Source organism: Arcobacter sp. ISO1 (assembly GCF_058105185.1).
This window is the reverse complement of the sequence record NZ_CM176573.1, coordinates 1,323,413-1,344,609: the sequence shown is the minus strand read 5'-3', so window position 1 is coordinate 1,344,609 and position 21,197 is coordinate 1,323,413. Positions and strand designations below refer to the sequence as shown.

Annotated in this window: 22 protein-coding genes and 5 tRNA genes; 6 read left to right on the top strand and 21 right to left on the bottom strand. The window is 30.3% G+C overall.

Translation table 11 applies throughout. The annotated features are described in order from the left end of the window. Positions 1 to 169 precede the first annotated feature (169 nt). The 15 genes from rplL to mraY form a co-directional block, all read right to left on the bottom strand. The gene (gene rplL, locus AC2TY9_RS06655) at positions 170 to 544 is read right to left on the bottom strand and encodes a 50S ribosomal protein L7/L12 (protein WP_489780161.1); all 375 of its coding nucleotides are present in this window, start codon (positions 542 to 544) and stop codon (positions 170 to 172) included. A gap of 54 nt (positions 545 to 598) precedes the next feature. Further along, entirely contained in the window at positions 599 to 1,087 is a 489-nt protein-coding gene (gene rplJ / locus AC2TY9_RS06650; RefSeq protein ID WP_489780160.1) for a 50S ribosomal protein L10, read from the bottom strand. Between the two features lie 156 nt (positions 1,088 to 1,243). After that, on the bottom strand, positions 1,244 to 1,942 hold the full coding sequence (gene rplA / locus AC2TY9_RS06645) for a 50S ribosomal protein L1 (protein WP_489780159.1): 699 nt from the start codon (positions 1,940 to 1,942) through the stop codon (positions 1,244 to 1,246). A 73-nt stretch (positions 1,943 to 2,015) separates the two neighbouring features. Further along, positions 2,016 to 2,441: a 50S ribosomal protein L11 gene (rplK, locus tag AC2TY9_RS06640; RefSeq protein WP_489780158.1), complete on the bottom strand. Its 426-nt coding sequence runs from the start codon at positions 2,439 to 2,441 to the stop codon at positions 2,016 to 2,018. A gap of 101 nt (positions 2,442 to 2,542) precedes the next feature. After that, entirely contained in the window at positions 2,543 to 3,070 is a 528-nt protein-coding gene (gene nusG, locus AC2TY9_RS06635) for a transcription termination/antitermination protein NusG (RefSeq protein WP_489780157.1), read from the bottom strand. Between the two features lie 9 nt (positions 3,071 to 3,079). Continuing rightward, positions 3,080 to 3,262 carry a preprotein translocase subunit SecE gene (gene secE, locus AC2TY9_RS06630; RefSeq protein WP_138153350.1) on the bottom strand — a complete coding sequence of 61 codons (183 nt, stop codon included), beginning with the start codon at positions 3,260 to 3,262 and terminating at the stop codon, positions 3,080 to 3,082. Between the two features lie 236 nt (positions 3,263 to 3,498). Continuing rightward, a tRNA-Trp gene (locus AC2TY9_RS06625) sits at positions 3,499 to 3,574 on the bottom strand. A gap of 32 nt (positions 3,575 to 3,606) precedes the next feature. After that, positions 3,607 to 3,777: a 50S ribosomal protein L33 gene (gene rpmG, locus AC2TY9_RS06620; RefSeq protein WP_489780156.1), complete on the bottom strand. Its 171-nt coding sequence runs from the start codon at positions 3,775 to 3,777 to the stop codon at positions 3,607 to 3,609. A gap of 9 nt (positions 3,778 to 3,786) precedes the next feature. Then, positions 3,787 to 4,995 (bottom strand): elongation factor Tu, encoded by a 1,209-nt coding sequence (gene tuf / locus AC2TY9_RS06615; protein ID WP_489780155.1) that lies wholly within the window; start codon positions 4,993 to 4,995, stop codon positions 3,787 to 3,789. A gap of 234 nt (positions 4,996 to 5,229) precedes the next feature. Further along, positions 5,230 to 5,306 (bottom strand) — tRNA-Gly (locus tag AC2TY9_RS06610). Positions 5,307 to 5,315: 9 nt separating this feature from the next. Further along, a tRNA-Tyr gene (locus AC2TY9_RS06605) sits at positions 5,316 to 5,400 on the bottom strand. Positions 5,401 to 5,462: 62 nt separating this feature from the next. Further along, positions 5,463 to 5,539, bottom strand: a tRNA-Thr gene (locus AC2TY9_RS06600). Positions 5,540 to 5,574: 35 nt separating this feature from the next. Continuing rightward, positions 5,575 to 5,650: transfer RNA gene (locus AC2TY9_RS06595), tRNA-Phe, on the bottom strand. 57 nt (positions 5,651 to 5,707) lie between these two features. Next, a complete protein-coding gene (murD, locus tag AC2TY9_RS06590) occupies positions 5,708 to 6,868 on the bottom strand; it encodes a UDP-N-acetylmuramoyl-L-alanine--D-glutamate ligase (protein ID WP_489780154.1) in 1,161 nt (386 codons plus the stop codon). Positions 6,869 to 6,872: 4 nt separating this feature from the next. Further along, on the bottom strand, positions 6,873 to 7,934 hold the full coding sequence (gene mraY, locus AC2TY9_RS06585; RefSeq protein WP_489780153.1) for a phospho-N-acetylmuramoyl-pentapeptide-transferase: 1,062 nt from the start codon (positions 7,932 to 7,934) through the stop codon (positions 6,873 to 6,875). Between the two features lie 334 nt (positions 7,935 to 8,268). Between mraY and gpmI the strand changes: the two genes are divergently transcribed. The 3 genes from gpmI to AC2TY9_RS06570 are packed head-to-tail and all read left to right on the top strand — an operon-like array spanning position 8,269 to position 12,453. Continuing rightward, positions 8,269 to 9,744 carry a 2,3-bisphosphoglycerate-independent phosphoglycerate mutase gene (gpmI, locus tag AC2TY9_RS06580; protein ID WP_489780152.1) on the top strand — a complete coding sequence of 492 codons (1,476 nt, stop codon included), beginning with the start codon at positions 8,269 to 8,271 and terminating at the stop codon, positions 9,742 to 9,744. Between the two features lie 4 nt (positions 9,745 to 9,748). Continuing rightward, a complete protein-coding gene (locus AC2TY9_RS06575; RefSeq protein ID WP_489780151.1) occupies positions 9,749 to 10,447 on the top strand; it encodes an ATP-binding cassette domain-containing protein in 699 nt (232 codons plus the stop codon). Positions 10,448 to 10,452: 5 nt separating this feature from the next. Beyond that, positions 10,453 to 12,453, top strand: a complete 2,001-nt coding sequence (locus AC2TY9_RS06570) for a penicillin-binding protein 1A (protein WP_489780407.1) — start codon at positions 10,453 to 10,455, stop codon at positions 12,451 to 12,453. Positions 12,454 to 12,530: 77 nt separating this feature from the next. Here the strand turns inward: AC2TY9_RS06570 and glnA are convergent, their stop codons facing one another. The 4 genes from glnA to AC2TY9_RS06550 form a co-directional block, all read right to left on the bottom strand. Then, on the bottom strand, positions 12,531 to 13,958 hold the full coding sequence (glnA, locus tag AC2TY9_RS06565) for a type I glutamate--ammonia ligase (protein ID WP_489780150.1): 1,428 nt from the start codon (positions 13,956 to 13,958) through the stop codon (positions 12,531 to 12,533). A gap of 122 nt (positions 13,959 to 14,080) precedes the next feature. Continuing rightward, positions 14,081 to 14,875: a histidinol-phosphatase gene (locus tag AC2TY9_RS06560; RefSeq protein WP_489780149.1), complete on the bottom strand. Its 795-nt coding sequence runs from the start codon at positions 14,873 to 14,875 to the stop codon at positions 14,081 to 14,083. An 8-nt stretch (positions 14,876 to 14,883) separates the two neighbouring features. Beyond that, positions 14,884 to 15,330, bottom strand: coding sequence for a molybdopterin synthase catalytic subunit (locus AC2TY9_RS06555; protein ID WP_489780148.1), 447 nt, complete (start codon positions 15,328 to 15,330; stop codon positions 14,884 to 14,886). A 1-nt stretch (position 15,331) separates the two neighbouring features. Continuing rightward, the gene (locus tag AC2TY9_RS06550; protein ID WP_489780147.1) at positions 15,332 to 15,553 is read right to left on the bottom strand and encodes a MoaD/ThiS family protein; all 222 of its coding nucleotides are present in this window, start codon (positions 15,551 to 15,553) and stop codon (positions 15,332 to 15,334) included. Positions 15,554 to 15,623: 70 nt separating this feature from the next. Here AC2TY9_RS06550 and AC2TY9_RS06545 point away from each other — a divergent pair, with 70 nt between their 5' ends. Then, on the top strand, positions 15,624 to 16,283 hold the full coding sequence (locus tag AC2TY9_RS06545; RefSeq protein ID WP_489780146.1) for an MqnA/MqnD/SBP family protein: 660 nt from the start codon (positions 15,624 to 15,626) through the stop codon (positions 16,281 to 16,283). After that, positions 16,283 to 17,050, top strand: coding sequence for an undecaprenyl-diphosphate phosphatase (locus tag AC2TY9_RS06540; RefSeq protein ID WP_489780145.1), 768 nt, complete (start codon positions 16,283 to 16,285; stop codon positions 17,048 to 17,050). Before AC2TY9_RS06545 ends, AC2TY9_RS06540 begins: the two co-directional genes overlap by 1 nt. Here AC2TY9_RS06540 and AC2TY9_RS06535 read toward each other — a convergent pair. Both AC2TY9_RS06535 and AC2TY9_RS06530 read right to left on the bottom strand, forming a co-directional pair. Further along, the gene (locus AC2TY9_RS06535; protein WP_489780144.1) at positions 17,033 to 18,055 is read right to left on the bottom strand and encodes a UDP-N-acetylglucosamine--N-acetylmuramyl-(pentapeptide) pyrophosphoryl-undecaprenol N-acetylglucosamine transferase; all 1,023 of its coding nucleotides are present in this window, start codon (positions 18,053 to 18,055) and stop codon (positions 17,033 to 17,035) included. The genes AC2TY9_RS06540 and AC2TY9_RS06535 overlap by 18 nt on opposite strands. Beyond that, entirely contained in the window at positions 18,056 to 19,291 is a 1,236-nt protein-coding gene (locus AC2TY9_RS06530) for an FtsW/RodA/SpoVE family cell cycle protein (RefSeq protein ID WP_489780143.1), read from the bottom strand. 28 nt (positions 19,292 to 19,319) lie between these two features. On the opposite strand from AC2TY9_RS06530, the gene AC2TY9_RS06525 reads away from it, so the two are divergent. Further along, the gene (locus AC2TY9_RS06525; RefSeq protein ID WP_489780142.1) at positions 19,320 to 21,194 is read left to right on the top strand and encodes a peptidoglycan D,D-transpeptidase FtsI family protein; all 1,875 of its coding nucleotides are present in this window, start codon (positions 19,320 to 19,322) and stop codon (positions 21,192 to 21,194) included. Positions 21,195 to 21,197: the final 3 nt, after the last annotated feature.

Here is a 21,197-nt window from a genome sequence, read left to right as displayed (position 1 = left end):
TCGACCTTGTTATAAAATGTGGTTTACTTTTAGCTTTGTATATAAAGCGCAAAAGCATCCTTAAAGGATAGGGTTAAAATTCGTCCTAAATTCTAACCTTAGCCCTCAAAGATGCTAATCTTTATACAAGGCGAAATTGCCTTGTATACGAATTAATCTTTAGTAGAAATTATGCTAATTCTACAGTTGCTCCTGCACCTTCTAATGCAGCTTTAGCAGCTTCAGCGTCTTCTTTAGAAACACCTTCTTTTACTTTTGCTCCAGCTTCTTCAGCCATAGCTTTAGCTTCTTTTAATCCAAGACCAGTTAAAGCTCTGATCTCTTTAATTACATTAATTTTCTTAGCTCCAGCATCTTTGATAATTACATCAAATTCAGTTTGCTCTTCAGCAGCTTCAGCAGCTCCACCAGCTACAGCACCAGCTACAGCAACAGGTTGTGCAGATACACCAAATTTTTCTTCAAATTCTTTAACTAATTCTGATAATTCTAATACAGATAAACCAGAGATATATTCTAAAACGTCTTCTTTAGAAATTGCCATTTCTTTTCCTTATTTTTTTTATTTTTAATTATATTTTATATAACGCTTAAGTAATTAAGCAGCCTCTTCTTCTTTTTTTCTTCTAAGAGCATCAAGCCCAATTGTAAAGTTTGTAAGAGGAGCCATCCAAGTAGCAGCAAGCATACCAAGAAGTTCTTCTCTAGATGGTAATTTAGCAAATGCCATAACTCTATTAAGATCAGAGATTTCACCTTCGATGATACCTGATTTAATTTCGAATTTATCTTTGTTAGCAGATGCAAATTTATCAGCAACTTTACAAGCAGAGATTTGATCTTCAGACCATAAGAAAATGTTATTGCCAGATAACTCAACGTCACCTAACTCAGCGTTTTTAACAGCAACAGTTACTAATGAATTTTTAGCAACTTGTACTCTAACACCATTTTCTTTAGCCTCTTTTCTTAAACCTTCAAGTTCTTTGTGTGAAACACCATTGTATCCACATACTACTACAGCTTGTGAACCTTTGAACTCAGCAGATAAGAAATCAATTACTTCAGCTTTTTGTTGTTTAGTCATTCTATATTCTCCTTTCAAAACATCCAACTTCGGCAGGTTTTACAAGAATCAGGAGTAGATTCTAACCCACTATCTTCAGTTTTTAGTGTAGTGCTTTGATTAACACTCAAACATGGGGATAAGAATATCCCCACTATTGAATGTTATAAATGAATACTATTTAATATCCATTAATTCTAATACATCAACATTAACAGATGGTGACATTGTTAATGAAATTGCTGCATTAGTAATATATCTACCTTTTGCAGATGCTGGCTTAGCTTTGTTGATTGCAGAAAGGAATGCTTCTACGTTTTCTTTGATAGCTTCTTCAGAGAAAGAAACTTTTCCAAGAGCAGCTTGCATGTTACCTTTTTTATCAACTCTATATGCAACTTGACCACCTTTAGCATCGTTAACTGCCTTAGTTACGTCCATAGTTACAGTTCCAGTTTTAGGATTTGGCATTAAACCTTTTGGTCCTAAAATTCTACCTAATTTACCTACTAGTCCCATACAATCTGGTGTAGCAATTAAAACATCAAAGTTAATCTCTCCACCTTGCACAGCTTGAACTAAATCATCATTACCAACAATATCAGCACCAGCAGCTTTAGCTTCGTCCATTTTTGCACCTTTAGCAAAAACAGCAACTCTAACAGTCTTACCAGTACCATTTGGAAGTACAACAGCACCTCTAATCATTTGATCAGCATGTCTTGGGTCAACGTTTAAGTTTAATGCAACTTCTACAGACTCGTCAAATTTTGCCGATTTTAATTCTTTTACAGTTTTACAAGCTTCTGCTAATGAATAGTTTTTATCTTCAATTTTTGCAGCTAAAGCTTTATATCTTTTTGAAACTTTTCCCATATTTATCTCCGCAATTTATATTTTTGTTTGCTACCGCTTTTAAACCAAGTGGTCAGGCTAGATATTTAACAGATTAAAGTTCTGTTTCAATTCCCATTGATCTTGCAGATCCAGCAACAATTTTTGCTGCTTGTTCTTTATCATCAGTATTTAAATCAGCGATTTTCATATCAACGATTTCCATAATTTGATCTTTATTTAACTTTCCAATTTTGTTTTTAAGTGCGTTATCCGAACCTTTTTTAACACCAGATACTTTTTTAATCAAATCTGTCATTGGTGGTTGCTTAGTTACAAATGTAAAACTTTTATCACTATAATAAGAAATTTCTACAGGGATTGAAAAACCTGCTTTATCTCTTGTTTTTTCGTTAAATGCTTTACAAAATTCCATAATGTTAATCCCTCTTTGACCTAGAGCTGGACCAACTGGTGGTGATGGGTTAGCAGCACCAGCAGGAATTTGAAGTTTTAATACACCTTCTATTTTTTTAGCCATGCTATTTCCTTTTCTTTATTTGTTGTTTAATGATTTAGGCATTAGGCAAGAAAACTCTTAGGAAGCGAAGTTTTTTTGCCTAATGCCTAATTAAAGTAGTTTTAAACTACTCTTTCTACTTGTGTATATGTAATCTCTACTGGAGTATTTCTTCCAAAAATTGATACATTTAGTTTTAAAATTCCAGATGCCATGTCAAAATCTTCAACTACACCATTAAAGTTTGCAAATGGACCTTCGTTAATTCTAACCATTTCACCTTCATCAAATGAAATTTTTGGCTTAGCAGCAGCTCTATTTTGAACTTTATCTAAAATTGAATCAATATCTTTTTTTGATAAAGGAGTAGGTTTTTTAGATTCACCAATAAATCTTCCTACTTTTGGCATTGATTGAATTCTGTGCCATAAAGCTGTATCTAAATCAATTTTTGCAAATGCATATGCAGGATATAATGGTCTTTCAACAATTGATTTGTTACCTTTTTTTACTTCGATCAAATCCTCAGTTGGAACTAATACTTCTGAGATTTTTTCATCAGCCATCTCTTCAGCTAGTCTTTCTAATGCTCTTTTAACTGCTAATTCACTACCTGAGTGTGTTTGAATTGCATACCATTGATGTGCCATTTATTATCCTTAGTTTATTACAGCTGATAAGCTTAGAGACATGATTGCATCAATTAATGCTAAAAATAATGATATTACTGTAACAACTACAAATACCGAAAGGTATGCAGATCTAATTTGTTCTTTAATAGGGAAAATTACTTTAAAAAGTTCTTCTTTAGCATTTTTATAATATGTTTTAAATTTGTTCACAATCGACTCCAAAAATTTCTAAGCTCATAAATTCTTTTAAAAAAAGTCTTAACTACTTTTAAAAAAATTTAGTGATTTCTTTATAGGAATATTACCTACGACTTACAGACAAGGAAACTCAATTTCCAACTAGGACACGAATATTATCGAAATAAAGCTTTAAATAAGCTTAGTTAAGATGTTTTTAATTTAAATTGTATTAGATGTATTTTTTGAATATTTATTTTAATAAAAAGTGGCAGGCCAGACAGGACTCGAACCCGTAACCATCGGATTTGGAATCCGGCGCTCTACCATTGGAGCTACTGACCTAATTGCGAGAACCATAAAGGTTAAGCAAAGTCTTACGACTTTAACTTAACTTCTTTATGAATTGTGTGTTTTTTTAATCTTGGACTATATTTTTTAATAGCCATTTTTTCTGTATAAGTTTTTGGATTTTTGTAAGTAGTGTAGTTAATATCACCACACTCTTCACATTTTAATCCAATTTTAATGCTAGCTCCATTACCCATAAGTTATCCTTATTCGATTACTTCAGCAACAACTCCAGCACCTACAGTTCTACCACCTTCTCTAATAGCAAACTTAGTACCTTGCTCTAGAGCAACTGGAGCAACTAAAGAAACTGTCATTTCTACATTATCACCTGGCATAACCATTTCAGTACCTTCTGGTAACTCACAAGAACCAGTAACGTCTGTTGTTCTTACATAGAACTGTGGTCTATATCCTGAGAAGAATGGAGTATGTCTACCACCTTCCTCTTTAGAAAGAATATATACTTCTGCTCTAAATTTTGTATGTGGAGTAATTGATCCTGGCTTAACAAGAACTTGTCCTCTTTGAACTTCTTCTTTTTTAATACCTCTTAATAGGATACCAGCATTATCACCAGCAACACCTTCGTCCATTTCTTTTCTAAACATTTCAATACCAGTAACAGTAGTTTTCATAGTATCTTTGAAACCTACGATTTCAATCTCTTCGTTTAGTTTAATTGTACCTTTTTCAATTCTACCAGTTACAACAGTACCTCTACCTTGGATAGTAAATACGTCTTCTACAGGCATTAAGAAATCTTGATCAGCATCTCTTTCTGGAGTTGGGATATATGCATCAACTTCAGCCATAAGGTTATAAATTTTTTCAGACCATTCACCAGCAGTTCCAGATTTAGCTTCTTCTAAAGCTTGGAAAGCAGAACCAGCAACGATAGGAGTATCATCACCTGGGAAATCATATTCTGAAAGTAATTCTCTTACTTCCATTTCAACTAATTCTAACATCTCTTCTTTATCTTCATCATCAAGTTGATCTTCTTTATTTAAGAATACAACGATGTATGGTACACCTACTTGCTTAGATAATAAGATGTGCTCTCTTGTTTGAGCCATTGGTCCATCAGTAGAAGCAATAACTAAGATAGCTCCGTCCATTTGTGCAGCACCAGTAATCATGTTTTTAACATAATCGGCGTGACCTGGGCAGTCTACGTGAGCGTAGTGTCTTGATTCAGTTTCATATTCTACGTGAGAAGTAGCAATTGTGATACCTCTTTCTCTTTCTTCTGGAGCATTATCAATTTGATCATAATCCATAGTAGCTTGACCATTTTTAAGCCCTAAACACATAGTAATAGCAGCTGTTAATGTAGTTTTACCGTGGTCAACGTGACCAATAGTACCAATGTTTACGTGCGGTTTACTTCGCTCGAATTTTTCTTTTGCCATAAAATTCCCCTTAAAAAATTTTGGTTAATAGCCCTCTGAGTAGATAAGTCCAATAACTTCTCTATTCAGAGGGGATTTATTTTATAAAATTTGTACAAAAAAAGTACTTAACTTTTTTGTGGATGGTATTTTAGTTAAAAAATACTAAAAAAAACTTTAATGGGAGATTATTTGTATAAATATGGAGTTATAAGTATGCGTTATAACTCAGCTCCCAGTAATCAATAAATCAAATGGAGCGGGAGACGAGACTCGAACTCGCGACAATCTGCTTGGAAGGCAGAGGCTCTAGCCAACTGAGCTACTCCCGCAACATTTAGTGGTGGTGAGAGAAGGATTTGAACCTTCGAAGCCATAGGCGGGAGATTTACAGTCTCCTGGATTTGACCACTCTCCAACCTCACCGTTGAAAAATTATTGTTCTGGTCAAGCGCTGGTCTTAAGACTTACGCACGACAATAAAAAAATGGAGCTGGTGAAGGGAGTCGAACCCCCGACCTGCTGATTACAAATCAGCTGCTCTAGCCAACTGAGCTACACCAGCATCCAAGATTTAAAAACTTTTTGTTGAACAAAAAGTGGTGGCGCGGGGCAGAATCGAACTGCCGACACAAGGATTTTCAGTCCTTTGCTCTACCGACTGAGCTACCGAGCCAAGTGATTTAAGTAAGCGTCCTACTTAAATTGGAGTGAAATTATATACAGAACATTATTAATTTAAGCTTAAATTGAAAACAAATTGTTTAAATTCTTTTCCTCTCTGTTTATATGAACTAAATTGATCAAGTGAAGCAGCAGCAGGTGATAGCATTGCAACTTCGTTTTTATGGTGCTTTTGAGCAATTTTTAAGACTGCAGTTTCAAGTATTTCACAAGAAATAAAATTTATAGAAAATTTTTCACATAAAGCATTGATTCTTTGTAGATTGCTTCCTATAGAAAAAACCTCAATATTTAAATCTTTTATGTATTCAAATAAAGGCAGTAAATTTGCACCTTTATCATCTCCACCTAATATTAGATATATCTTTTTTTCTTTATATGGTATTAGTGCATTTATAGTTGCATCAACATTGGTAGCTTTAGAATCATCAATCCATAATCTATCTTTTTTATCAAAAAACTCTTCTACTTTATGTTCATCAACTTTAAAAGAATTTATTCTTTCATAATCAATTTCATCGAATATAATCTTTTTTGAGGCTAAAGCTAATATTGAGTCTAATAAAAAAGGTTCTTTAAAATTGACCATTTTTTTATCTATATTAAAATGTTCACATAAATCATCACTATTTTTATAAGTTATTTTCATTGCACTTGTTGGATAATCTTTAAACTCTTCTGGGATAATTACAATTTCACCTTCATGCATCATATCAAGTGGTTTTAATTTTGCTTTCTTATATTCTTCAAAACTTCCATGCCAAGAGATATGATCTTCTGATATGGGAAGAAGTAAATACAATGATGGTTTTGCTTTATTTATATAATGAAAAGTAAAAGAAGATGTTTCTAAAATCCATATGGGAGCATTAATATCTAACTTTGATATTGGTGTTCCAATATTGCCTCCACAAAGGCTACCTTTATCTTCTAAAAGATGTTGAATCATTTGTGTTGTAGTTGTCTTACCATTTGTCCCACTTATCCAAATAGAAAATGGCATAGTATCAGCAAAAAGATCATAATCACTTTGTATATTGTTTGATTGTTTTACCATATCATTAAAAGGTGGAATCCCTGGACTAACTATAGTTATATCATTGGAATCTTTATTATAGTTTGAGAAATCTTTATCATCATAAAGTACAACCTCATCAAACTTTTCTTTTATTGCTTGAGCTGTAAGTCCTTTTCCTAATACTCTTATCATATTATTACCGTATTTTTAAACTTAATAAAGCTACTAGATTTGCCATAAATGATATTATCCAAAACCTTACAATGATTTTATTTTCTTTCCAGCCCTTTTCTTCAAAATGATGATGTATAGGTGCCATTAAAAAGACCCTTTTCTTTCTAAGTTTATATGAACCAACTTGTAATATAACTGATACGGTTTCTATTACAAAAATTAAGCCTATTAAAACCAATAGTATTTCTGACTTGGCTACAATTGCCATAAACCCCATAAATGCACCAATTGGTAAAGAACCACTATCTCCCATAAATACTTGTGCAGGATGACAGTTATACCAAAGAAATGCAATTAAAGAACCAATTAATGCAATACCTACAATAGTTAATTCCCCTGATGTTTTTATATTTGGTAATAAAAGATAAGATGAGAAAATAGCATGTCCTGAAACATAAACAATCCCCGATAATGTTACAAAAGCCATTATAGAAGGTACTGTTGCAAGCCCATCAAGTCCATCAGTTAAATTTACTGCATTTGAAGCAGCCACCATAACTAATATCCAAAAGGCTATTGCAAAATAACCCATATCAAATAGTGGGAACTTATAAAATGGTGTATATAAGGTTGTTGTGTGATTAAAATAAAATAATATAAATGAAACAAGAAATGCAAATAAAATTTGATAAACTAACTTTGCCCTTGGGCTTAAGCCTGCACTATTTTTATTTTTTGCAATCTTTGAATAATCATCCCTAAAACCTATAAAAGAGAAAAACAGAAGGGCTAATATACCAGCGATTGCATAAAAGTTGTCCAGTTGTATTGTTAGTAAAGACGAGATAATAGTTGATACAATAAAAATTACTCCACCCATAGTTGGCGTTCCCATTTTATCTTTGTGGGAATCAGGAGCATATTCATAAATAGGTTGCGAAGCTTTTTTTGACCTAGCCCACCTTACAAATTTTGGTAAAAGATACATAGTCAAAAGAAAAGAGATAAAAAAAGCAATACCAGCTCTTACTGATATATATTGAAAGATATTTATATTAAATTGTTCATAAAGCCAATAAAACAAATTTTTTCCTCAAATTAATAGAATAATTAAGATTTTATAAACTTACTTATCTTAAAAATGAAGAATTAATCTTCAAGAATCATAGCAGTAAGTTTCATAGAAATATAATCTAAAGCTTTCAGCAAATATATCTCTATGTTTTCACAGAAACATAACTTGAAGCTTTCAGCAAATATATCTCTATGTTTTCACAGAAACATAACTTGAAGCTTTCAGCAAATATATCTCTATGTTTTCACAGAAACATAACTTGAAGCTTTCAGCAAATATATCTCTATGTTTTGATATAATCGCGGAGATTATAGTACAATATATATTTTAAAAGGTTTAAACAATGAGCAAAAAAACATTACTTGTGATAACTGATGGTATAGGATTTAACGAGTCTTCAAATCATAATGCTTTTAAAAATGCAAATACTCCAACATATGATTATTTATTTGAAAATGTTCCATATTCTTTAATTCACACATATGGTGAACATGTAGGATTACCAGATGGACAAATGGGAAATAGTGAAGTTGGACATATGACAATAGGAAGTGGTAGAGTTCTTTATCAAGATTTAGTAAAAATTAATATAGCTATTGAAAATGACACTCTAAAAGAAAATGAAGTGCTTAAAGCTACAGTAGAAAACTCTAATAATATTCATTTAATAGGACTTATTAGTGATGGTGGTGTTCATTCACATATTAATCATATTATAGCCTTAGCAAAAATCTCAAAAGTTATGGGTAAAAAAGTTTTTATTCATATTATAACTGATGGTAGAGACGTTGCACCTGATTGTGCGAGTAAATATGTACAACAGATTATAGATATTTGTGATGAAGATATAAAAATTGCTACTATTTCTGGAAGATATTACTCTATGGATAGAGACAATAGATGGGAAAGAGTTCAAAAAGGTCATGATGCAATTGCCTTTGCAACACCTAAAACAAATAAAAATATTCTAGAATTAATTGAAAACTCTTATAAAGAAAATATCTATGATGAGTTTATAATCCCAACAGCCTTTGAAGGGTATGAAGGATTTAGTGAAAATGATGGAGTTATTTTCTGTAACTTTAGAAGTGATAGAGCAAGGGAATTATCTACAGCAATAGCAAGCTTAGATTTTGAAGAGTTCAAAACTTTTAAAGGTGCTTTAAATGTTGCAACAATGACACAATATGATAAGAATCTTCCTTTACCAATTATCTTCCCAAAAGAGACACCAAAAAATACCTTAGCAGAAGTGATATCTAATGCAGGTTTATCACAACTTCATACAGCTGAAACAGAAAAATATGCCCATGTTACATTTTTCTTTAATGGAGGAGTTGAAGAGCCAGAATTAAATGAAACAAGAGTTTTAATCCCAAGTCCAAAAGTTGCTACTTATGATGAAAAGCCTGAAATGAGTGCACCAGAAGTTGGGGTTGAAGTTCAAAAAGCAATGGATAACGAAACAGATTTTATTGTAGTAAACTTTGCAAATGGTGATATGGTTGGACACACTGGTGTTTATGAAGCTGGGGTTAAAGCTGTTGAAGCTGTGGATAAAGAGTTAGGATTAATTATCCAAAAGGCAAAAGAAAAAGATTACAATCTAATATTAACAAGTGACCATGGTAACTGTGAAATGATGAAAGATGGAAGTGGTAAAACTTTAACCAACCATACAGTTGGGGATGTATTTTGTTTTGTGATGGCAAAAAATGTTGATAAAGTACATACAGGTAGCTTAAATAATATTGCACCAACGGTTTTAAAATTAATGGATTTACAAATCCCTACAGAAATGGATGAGGCTTTAGTTTAAATTTATGATTAATGCTGTGGAAATAAAAAAACTAAGAATTGCTACAAAAGAGCAAGAATTAGTAAATATAGATTTAAAAATAGAAGATTCTACAGCTTTAATAGGTCAAAGTGGAAGTGGTAAATCTTTGACATTAAAAACAATATTAAATCTACTGCCATCAAATTTAAAACTTGATTTTGATGTAAATTCAAGTTTTGAATTAAATAGTTCAAACATAGGATTTATACCACAAAATCCATTCACATCTTTATCCCCAATGACAAAAATTAAAAATCAATTCTTTTGTGAAGAAAAGAAGAAAAAAGAACTTTTTGAAATTGTGGGTTTAGAAGAAAAGTTCTTAGAAAGATTCCCTTCTCAATTAAGTGGAGGACAACTTCAAAGAGTAGTTATTGCAATTGCATTAAGTAATGATATTAAACTACTTTTATTGGATGAACCAACAACAGCTTTAGACGAAAAATCAAAACAAATAGTTTTAGACTTGATAAAAAAACTTCAAGATAAACTAAATATATTAATACTTTTTGTTACACACGATATAAACTCCATAAAAGATATTTGCAAAAATATTGTTATTATAAAAGATGGAACTGTAATAGAAAAAGGTAAAACAATTGAAATTTTGTCTTTACCAAAAACAGAATATACAAAAGCATTAATCAACTCAACTTTTGAAAACAAAGAATTTAGGAAATAAGTATGATGAAATATATTTTCACCTTTATATTATTAATTACAATTGGTGTAGCTGTATGGCTACTAAACTTATATAATGAAATTAGATTTGACATTAATCAAGTAGTTAATTACAACCCAAAAAAAACTACTCAAATTTTTGATAAAAAAGGGAAACTAATTGCAAATATTTTTGATAAAGAGCATAGACTTTATGTTAAATATGAAAATATACCTGCAAGGGTTATTGAAGCCTTAGTTGCCATTGAAGATACTCAATTTTTTGAACACTCTGGAGTAAATCCTGATGCAATTTCTAGAGCAATGATAAAAAATATCAAAGCTGGTGGATATGCTGAGGGAGCTAGTACCTTAACTCAACAATTGATTAAACAAGTTGTTTTAAGTAGAGAAAAGAAATTAATTAGAAAAATAAAAGAAGCCCTACTTGCTATTAGATTAGAAACAATTTTAACAAAAGAAGAGATTTTAGAGCGATATTTAAACCAGGTATATTTTGGGCACAGTTATTATGGGATTAAAACGGCTTCACAAGGATATTTTAGAAAAAATCTTTATGAACTAAATATCAAAGAGATTGCTATATTAGTTGGTCTTCCTAAAGCACCAAGTTTTTATGATCCAACAAGAAATTTAAAATTTGCCCTTACAAGAGCAAATCAGGTTGTTAAAAGAATGCATACTTTAGGATGGATTAATAAATCTGAATATGAATATGCAATTAATTATGTTCCAGAAGTTTTTGATGATACATTAACAAAAAATAAAGCTCCCTATGTAGTTGATTACACCTTAAAACTTTTAAAAGATGATATTCCTGATATTAAAACTGGTGGATATAAAGTAAATTTAACAATTGATTTAGATGCTCAAGAGATTGCAAGAGATGCATTAACCCATGGATATAATGGAATATTAACAAGGGATGAAAAACTTCAAAAAAATTCTAGAAACAATGTTGATAAAAATGGACAAGCTGTTGAAGAAAAGTATTTTGTTAACTCCCTAAATGGTGCAATAATTTCAATAGAAAACAGTACAGGAAAGATTTTGGCCTTAGTTGGTGGTGTTGATTATCAAGAATCATCTTTTAATAGAGTTATTCAAAGTAAAAGACAACCAGGATCTGCTGTTAAACCATTTTTATACCAAACAGCACTAGATGTAGGTTATTCACCTGCTTCACAATTAGTTGATATTGGTAGAACATATGATTATAAAGATAATCAAGGTAAAGAGAAAAAATGGCAACCTAAAAACTATGGAGGAAAATTTAAAGGTTTAATTACCCTAAGAGAATCGTTAATTAAATCAAGAAATCTTGCAACAATTAATCTTGTAACTGATGTTGGTATCAACGAGATTTATAAAGGATTAGAGTCTTATGGAATAACTGATATGCCTAGGGATTTATCAATAACATTAGGTTCATTTTCAATTTCACCATTTTATTTAAGTAGAGCATATAGTGTATTTTCTAATGATGGTGTTCAAGTTACACCATATATGATTAACTCAATTGTAGATTTTAAAGATAATATTATAAATTTTGAACCTCAAACAAAAATTGTAAAATCTCCTGAACAAATCTTTTTAATGAAATCTATTTTACAAGATGTTGTAAAAAGAGGGACAGGAAGAAGAGCAAAAGTTAAAGGGATAGAACTTGCTGGAAAAACTGGTACAACTAATGACAATATTGATGCATGGTTTTGTGGATTTTCTCCTTCAATTCAAACAATAGTTTGGTATGGGAATGATGACAATACTCCTATGAGAAGAAGTGAAGGTGGTGGAACAACTGCAGCTCCAGCATTTTCTTACTTTTATGATAAATATTTAGAAGTTCATCCTGAAATAAAAAGAGAGTTTTCTAAACCAGATGGTGTTAAAACTTCAATTATAAATGGCAAAAAAGAATTCTATACAAAACAATCTCCACTTCCTGAGATTGAAACACCACAAGTTATTGAAAAAAATATTGAAGGTGAAGTTATAGAGTTCTAAACTTAAGCTGTAAAAATTAGACATAAAAAAAGGCTAGTCTATTTAGACTAGCCTTTTTAATTTCTATTCTTAAATTATTAGCAAGAATAAGTTGATTTGAATTCGAATGGAGTAGGTCTAGCTTCGTCAGGTAGAACTTGTGTTTCGAATTTATAGTGTTGATATGTATCAATCATCTCTTGTGAGAATACAGGTTGTAAGAACTCGTTATCTCTAATTAATGCTTCTAAAGAACCTCTTAATGTATGAGGCATTTGAGGGATTTTTCTCTCTCTAATTTCATCTAATGATAATTCAAATAAATCGTCATCCATTGGTCCAATAGGTTCATATTTATTGTTAATTCCATCAAGTCCAGCCATTAACATAGCAGCAAATGCTAAATATGGGCAAGCAGTTGAATCTGGGAATCTCATCTCAATTCTTGTTGCCATTTCACCAGCACCATAAGGGATTCTACAAGATGCAGATCTATTTTGAGAAGAATAAGTTAAAATTGAAGGAGCTTCAAATCCTGGAATTAATCTTTTATAAGAGTTAGTTGATGCATTTGTAAATGCTGCAACTGCTCTAGCATGTTTGAAGATACCACCGATGTAGTGTCTTGCTGTTTCACTTAGATTACCATATTCACCTTCAGAATAGAAAGTGTTTTTACCATCTTTCCATACAGATTGGTGTACGTGCATACCATTTCCGTTATCACCATAAAGAGGTTTTGGAATAAATGTACAAGATTTACCATTTAAGTGTGCAACCATTTTACAAACATATTTGTATTTTTGAACATTATCAGCAGCTTCAACTAGTGTTCCAAATTTAACACCAATTTCACCTTGTGCTTGTGCAACTTCATGGTGTCCTAAAGAAACTTCAAGACCAACTTGATCTAGTAATTCCATCATCTCTGCTCTTAAGTCAACCATTGAATCAGTTGGTTGAACTGGGAAATATCCACCTTTAGTTCTAGGTCTATGACCCATATTACCACCTTCAAAATCAGTAGCATCTGACCAACAACCCTCTTCAGAATCTACTCTATAGTAAGACTCATTAATATCATCAACAATTTTTACATCGTCAAAAATAAAGAATTCATTTTCAGGTCCAAAATAAGCAACATCTCCTAATCCAGAATCAGTAAGATGAGTTAATGCTTTTTTAGCAATAGATCTTGGACATTTTTCATACATTTCACCTTTGTAGATATCATAAACATCACAAAATAGAATAATTGTAGAATCAGCTGTAAATGGATCTAAAAAAGCAGTTTCAACATCTGGCTTTAAAATCATATCTGATTTATTAATTGGTTGCCAAGCATCAACAGAAGAACCATCAAATGGCATACCATTTTCTAACATTTTTTCATCAACAGCGCTTAACATATAAGTTAAATGGTGCCACATACCTTTCATATCTGTAAATCTAAGATCTACAAACTTAACTTCGTTTTCCTCACAATATTTAAAAAATTCATCTGTATTGTTAACAAATTTACCCATGTTTTAAACTCCTATAAAATTATTAGGAATATTGTATCCAAATAAAAGAAAACTAAAATAAATTATCTGTATAAAAAATATACAATGAAATATTTTTTATAATAATTTTTTAACGATTATGTCTAAAAATTAACTAACTGTATATCTCTATTTTTGAAGATTGCACACTGCTTGTAGCCTATTTTTTGAGCAACTTTTGTTACCTCATCATATTTAAAACCAATTTGTTCAATACTATGTGCATCAGAAGAGAAAGTTATTGGTATGTTAAGTTCAAATGCCAACTCTAATAAATCATTAGAAGGGTATTGTTCTTTTACTGGTTTTCTAAGACCAGCAGCATTAATTTCAATAACCATTTTTGCTTTTTTTATTTCATTCATTGCATCTTTTGCAAGAAGTTTTATATCTTTTGTGGGAAGAAAATTAAATACTTTTATTAAATCTAAGTGACCAACAATATCAAATTTACCAGATTTTGCAAGAAGTTTTAAAGCATAGAAATATTCTTCCCAGATTTTATTAATATCTCTATTTTTGTATTCAGCAATAAACTCAGGGTTATCAAATCCCCATTTTCCAAGATAATGAACAGAGCCAATTAAATAGTCAACCTTTGAATTAATCACCTCATCTAAAAGATAATCACCCTCAATAAAGTCAACCTCATAACCAAGTAAAATATTGATTTGATTTTCATATCTCTTTTTAATATCTAAAATAGAAGATTCATAAAAATCTTTTTTTTCAATTACAAGTCTATAACCGTCTTCAAAATTCTTCATTGGTGCATGTTCAGAAAAACCATAAAAATCTATTCCTAATTCTATAGCTTTTTGAACATACTCTTCAATTGAACCTTCGGCATGATTACAAAGTGTAGTATGGTTATGAAGATCTACTCTAAAATTTTCCATTAATTATCCTAGTTTAGTAAGCCTGCACCATTAATTGCTGTACTTCTATCTTTTGCATATACTCTTTTTCCATCAATAATGTCATATTTCCAAATAGGAGCAGCAGCTTTAAAATCTTCTACAAACTCATCTATCATTTCTAAGGCAACTCTTCGTTTGGGTGAACAAACAGCAGCTATATATGAACTTTCATGGTTTAATACATCTCCACGGCTGTGGGCCATTAAAACTATTGCATTTTTATCATTAGCTTTTTTTTGCCATGAATCAAACCAAGACTGTAAAATTGGTTCATAAATATCAAAACTTAAACCATCAATTCCATTTTCATCTCTAACAACTCCGTTGAAAGTAATGATTGCTCCAAAATTAGAATTTTTAAATTCATCAAACCATTGTGAATTTATCTTATTTACATCAAGAGGCCCATCACAAAGAATTAGTTTATCTTCCATTTTATCCACCACATACAGGAGGAAGTAAAGATACTTTATCACCATCATTCAAATAAATATCTTTTGAAGAAACCATAGTATCATTAACTGCTACCGCACAAGTTTCTAACCATGTTGAAACTTCACTATCACTTTTTAATATTTCACTTAATTCACTAAGGTTTTTTATCTCTACTTTCATAGGTTCTTTATTTATTGGTCCTAAAAATTCTACAGTTACCAAATTAACCCCTTATTTACATATTTTGGAGTATTATATCGAATTTAATTTAATCTAAGGATGACACAAGTCAATGATATTTGCTAAAATAGATTTTATAAACCTTTTACCTTTTCACATATATATTAAGAAAAGAATTCAATCAAGCCAAGTTAAATCAATAATTCAATATAAAAAATCTTACCCATCATATATAAATAAAAAGTTTAAAAGTAGAAAAGTTGATTCTGCATTTATTTCATCAATTGCATCAAGGGGAGAAAAAAGATTAAACCTAGGAATTATTGCAAGAAAAGATGTACAATCAGTTATTGTAGTCCCTGGGAAGAAAAAAGATGATTACCAAAGTGAAACCTCAAATGCACTAGCAAAAATATTAAAACTTGAAGGTGAAGTTTTAATTGGAGATAAAGCACTAAAGTTTTTCCATGATAATCCAGATGTAGAAATAATTGACCTTGCAATAGCATGGAAAGAGAAATATAATTTGCCATTTGTTTTTGCAACACTATGTTATTGTAAAAATAGAAAAATACTAGAAAAAATTATTCGTAACTTTAATAAAAAACATATTAAAATTCCGCAATATATTTTAGAAGACTACTCAAAAAGATCTGGTGTCTCAAAAAAAAACATACTTGAATACCTAAAAAGAATTGACTATGATATTGGAGTACAAGAGAAAAGAGCACTTAAGAAGTTTTTGAGCTTAGCTAAAAAAGAAGGAATTTAATGACATTTTACGACTCAATTATATTAGGTATTATTGAAGGGATTACAGAATTTTTACCAATTTCATCAACTGGACACTTAATTGTTGCAAGTGAATTTCTTGGAATTGACCAAACAAATGTAAATAAAGCTTATGAAGTAATTATTCAATTTGCTGCTATTTTAGCAGTAATACTAAACTATCCATCAAAGTTTACATTTAAACATATTGATCTTTGGACAAAAATTTTAATTGCTTTTTTACCAATTGCAGCTATAGGCTTTATTTTTTCAAAACAAGTTAAGGCTATGTTTTCCCTTGAAATAGTAGCAGTTATGTTTATAGTTGGGGGAATTGTCTTTTTAATAGTTGAAAAATTTTATGATGAATCAAAACACACAACAAGTGATGTTGAAGATGTAACATACAAACAATCATTGTATATTGGACTTGCTCAAATTTTTGCATTAATACCAGGAACATCAAGAGCTGGGTCTTCAATAATTGGAGCAATGTTAGTAGGACTAAATAGAAAAGCAAGTGCCGAATTTAGTTTCTTACTTGCCTTTCCTGTAATGTGTGCAACAACAGGTTATGATTTATTAAAACACCATGAAGAATTACTTATTTCTGGAAATCTATTAAATCTTGCAATTGGTTTTATAGTATCTTTTATAATTGCCTTTTTAGCTATAAAAATTTTCCTAAAATTTTTAGAAAACTTTACCTTTGTAGCCTTTGGTATCTATAGAATAATATTTGGTATTCTGCTATTGGCTTTTGCTTAATATATAATGAACAATTGACTCAGCTCCATTACAATGGATTGAGTCAACTAACCTTTTGCTAAGTTTAAAATTATCCTTTTTTAAAACATCAATTAAAACATCTTCAGTCAAATCATTTTCTCTACAAATGTAACACAAATCTTTTCCCTCTAAAAACTTTGCATTTGTATATTGGTGATCTTTTGCTGCATATGGATAAGGTATAAATAAAGCAGGTAGAGAGTTTGCACATAGTTCCCATAGTGTTGAAGCTCCTGCCCTACTTACTGCAAAATCTGCTTCATTCATTTTTTTTGAAAGTTCTTTTGTAAAAGCAAAAACATCAGCTTCTATTCCAAGTTTTTTATACTCTTCTTGTACTCTTTCAAAATCACTACTACCTGTTTGATGAATGATCTTTATTCCCATACTATTTAATTTTGAAGCTGTTTTTAAAGCAAAGTTATTAATTGCATGTGCTCCTTGTGAGCCACCTAAAAATATTATCGTTCTAAATTGATCTCTAATTCTTGCATTATCAAAAAACTCACTTGAAACGGGATAATCTTTTATTACTGATTGAGAATCAAAAGATGAAAAAACTTCACTTGCAAATTTTGAAGTGATTTGATTTAATCTTCCCATAACTGAGTTTTGTTCATGGATATAAAGTTTACACCCAAATGCTAAAATAGAAGCAAAGGTTGCAGGAGCTGCTGAAAATCCACCAACAGAGATTACAGTTCCAACATCATATTTATCAAAAATGTCAAAACATTTATTCATTCCTTTTAAAATTGCAAAAAGTGATTTTACTTTTCCAAAGCCTTTTTTATTTACTACACCCCTTGTATCTAAAAAAAATGCTTTTTTTAATCTTTTGTCATTTTCAAACCATTGTTTATCTTGTCCATTTACTGAACCAATAAAAATTGGTTTAATTCCTCTATTTGAATACTCCTCAATTAAAGAGTCAGCAACTTTAAGATGCCCCCCTGTTCCACCACCTGTTATAACAACTCTCATTTATTTATTAACCTTTTCCTTCAAATTTACAGACTTACTTATTGATAAGACAAGTCCAATAGCAATAGCCATAGAAAGCATTGATGAACCACCATAACTTAAAAGTGGTACTGCTATACCTTTAATTGGAATCATCCCTGAAATACCATATGAATTTATTAAAAATGCAATTATTATCATCAAGGCAATTCCAATTGTAAAAAGATGATAAATCTTATTATCAACTCTTCTACTTATTTTAAAAATTCTTAATATAATTAAAAACATAATAGAGACAATTATCGCAAGACCCAAAAGTCCAATTTCTTCTGTAATACCAGCCAAAACAAAGTCAGTATGAACCTCACTTAAAAATCCTAGTTTTAAGTCCCCTAGTCCTAACCCTTGACCAAAAACTCCTCCATTATGTATTGCATTTAATGAGTGAGACACCTGATATGGCTCGGGTAATTCATCAATTCTTAAATAATTATCTGCCCAATCTGGTAGAATTGATAGAATTTTATCTTGCACCATTGCCCACCAAGAATAGATTCTTTGTATTCTATGTGGTGCTGCTACAATTAAACCTATAAATCCAACAATACCTATAATACCTAGAGAAACAAAAACTTTATAACTTCTATTTGCAAAAATCAATAAGATAAATAAAATTCCACCCAATAATGCAACTTGCCCAAAGTCTTTTTGTAAAAAAGCAACAATAAAAACTACTAATAAAAATGTAAGAAAATAAGGTGCTAATAAAAGCATCTCTTGTTTTAATCCTATACGCCTAGGAACTTCAATTAATCTTCTATGAAATGACCATGATAAAAAATATATAAAACCTATTTTAAAAAATTCAACAGGTGAAAGTGAAAACCCAGGTAATCTAATCCATCTATTTGCACCACCTGATGCTGTAACTAATGAGCTTGGAAGAACTGGCATCATTGCCATAAGAATAAAAAATAAAATAAATAATCCCATACCAACTTTATTTACAATTTTATCTGGGTTAATTAAAGAAAAACCCCACATTATAAATATTGACAAAATCCCTACAAAAAGCTGTCTTATAAAAAAGTGAAATTGGTTATATCCATAATATTCCACTGTATAAATTGTTAAAGAATATGAAAATATTATACTAATAATTATAAGTGATGATACAAGTAAAAAAAGTACATAATCTGCTTCATGTAACTTCACTTTATTAATCTTATTTTTAATTTGATTTTTGTTAGAATGCATTTGCTATTATATTACATTATGGATAAATATGTCTTCAAAATTCATCGAAAAAGATAACAAAATCAAAAAAATTATGATTCTATTTTTTTTCATACTTTTTTTACTACTTATATTACTAATTTCAATCTTTGATACAATGAAAGGCTTTAGGCAGTTACCCTCTTTAGAGACTTCAAAAAAAGAGTTATCAGTAAGAGGAGATATAATAAGTAAAGATAATTTTAAAATTACAACATCAAAAAAAATCTATAAAGCATCTATAGATACAAGACATCTAGACCTAAATAAAAAAGAGTTATTTATAAGGTTATTTTCTATTTATAGCAATATCCCCTATACAAAACTAGAAAAAAAGATTAATACATCACTAAAAAATCCAGGGAATCTTGTATTATCTTATAATATTGATTCAAAAACTGCTAAAAACTTAAAAGAGTTAGGATTTAAGCTAAGACGACTTGGAGTTTTTATATCTAGAAAAGTTCAAGGTGGAAAAATTTTAAGAGGTTTAAGTGTTATTGAAAGTGGAGAAAAAAGATTATATTCATATGAAGATACATTAACTCCTGTTGTTGGATATATTACTAAATTTGAATCTAAAAATGGTAAAACAAGAGTAAAAGGGATTAAGGGTTTAGAAAAAAAATATGATGATTTACTAAATAACTCAAAAGATGGAATCCTAAGTGGGAATAGAGATGTATTATCATATATCTCATTTAATAAGAATTCTACTATTAAACAAAGGGTTGATGGTGCGAACTTAGTATTAAACATCCCGTTAAAACTTCAGAAAAACAATGAGATGATTTTAGATATATATAAAGAGAAACTAAAAGCTCAAGAGATTATTGTTTCAATTATGGATAGTAAAACTGGTGAGATTATCTCTTTAGCTTCATCAAATAGATTTAATCCAGAAAGAATTTACCAAAAAGATATACCTTCACTAAATGTCAATGCAATAGAATACCAATACGAACCAGGTTCTGTAATAAAGCCAATTTCAATTGCTTTAGTTTTAGATAAAGGAAGAATAAAAAAAGATGAGTTACTATTTGCATACAACACAAAAGGTCGTGCTAATAAAAAAGGTGAATTCCCTAGAGGTAGATACAAATTAGGTAGATTTACAATTAAAGATGATCACCAATTTAAAAAACATTATTTAACACTAGATGATATTGTGATTTATTCTTCAAATATTGGAACATTACAATATGCCCAAAGATTATCAGGTCGTGAATTTTATGAAGGTATGAAAAAATTTGGATTTACAAAAAAGACAGGTATAGATTTACCATATGAAAAAGTTGGAGTAATTCCAAAAGTTTGGCAGTTTGCTGCAAATGATAAGAAAAATGAAGATAATGTATTTAAAGCAACAGTCTCATATGGTCAAGGGATGACTGCAACTTTTATGCAAATATTAAAAGCTTACTCAGCTTTTAATAATGATGGTGTAATGGTAACACCAAAGATAGTTTCTTATGTTGAAGTTGAAGGTGATAAATATATTGATAAAACAATTAAAAATAACCAGATAGTATCTAAAAAAACAGCTGATGAAATAAAAAGGCTTTTAATAAAAACTGTTAACGAAGGTACAGGTAAAGCTGCAAAAATAGAAGGTTTAGAAATTGGAGGTAAAACAGGAACTGCACAAATTGCAAGACGAGGTAAATATCTAAAAGAATATATTTCATCATTTTTTGGTTTTGTTAATGATGGTGAGAATTCTTATACAATTGGTGTTACGGTAATGGATCCAGTTTCTACTGGAAAATATTGGTATTATCATTATGCCTCTTGGTCTGCTGTACCTGTATTTAAAGAAGTTATTGATAATTTGGTAAAATTAAACTATCTTACGCCTAAAGAAGATATAATTTCAAGAAAATAATGT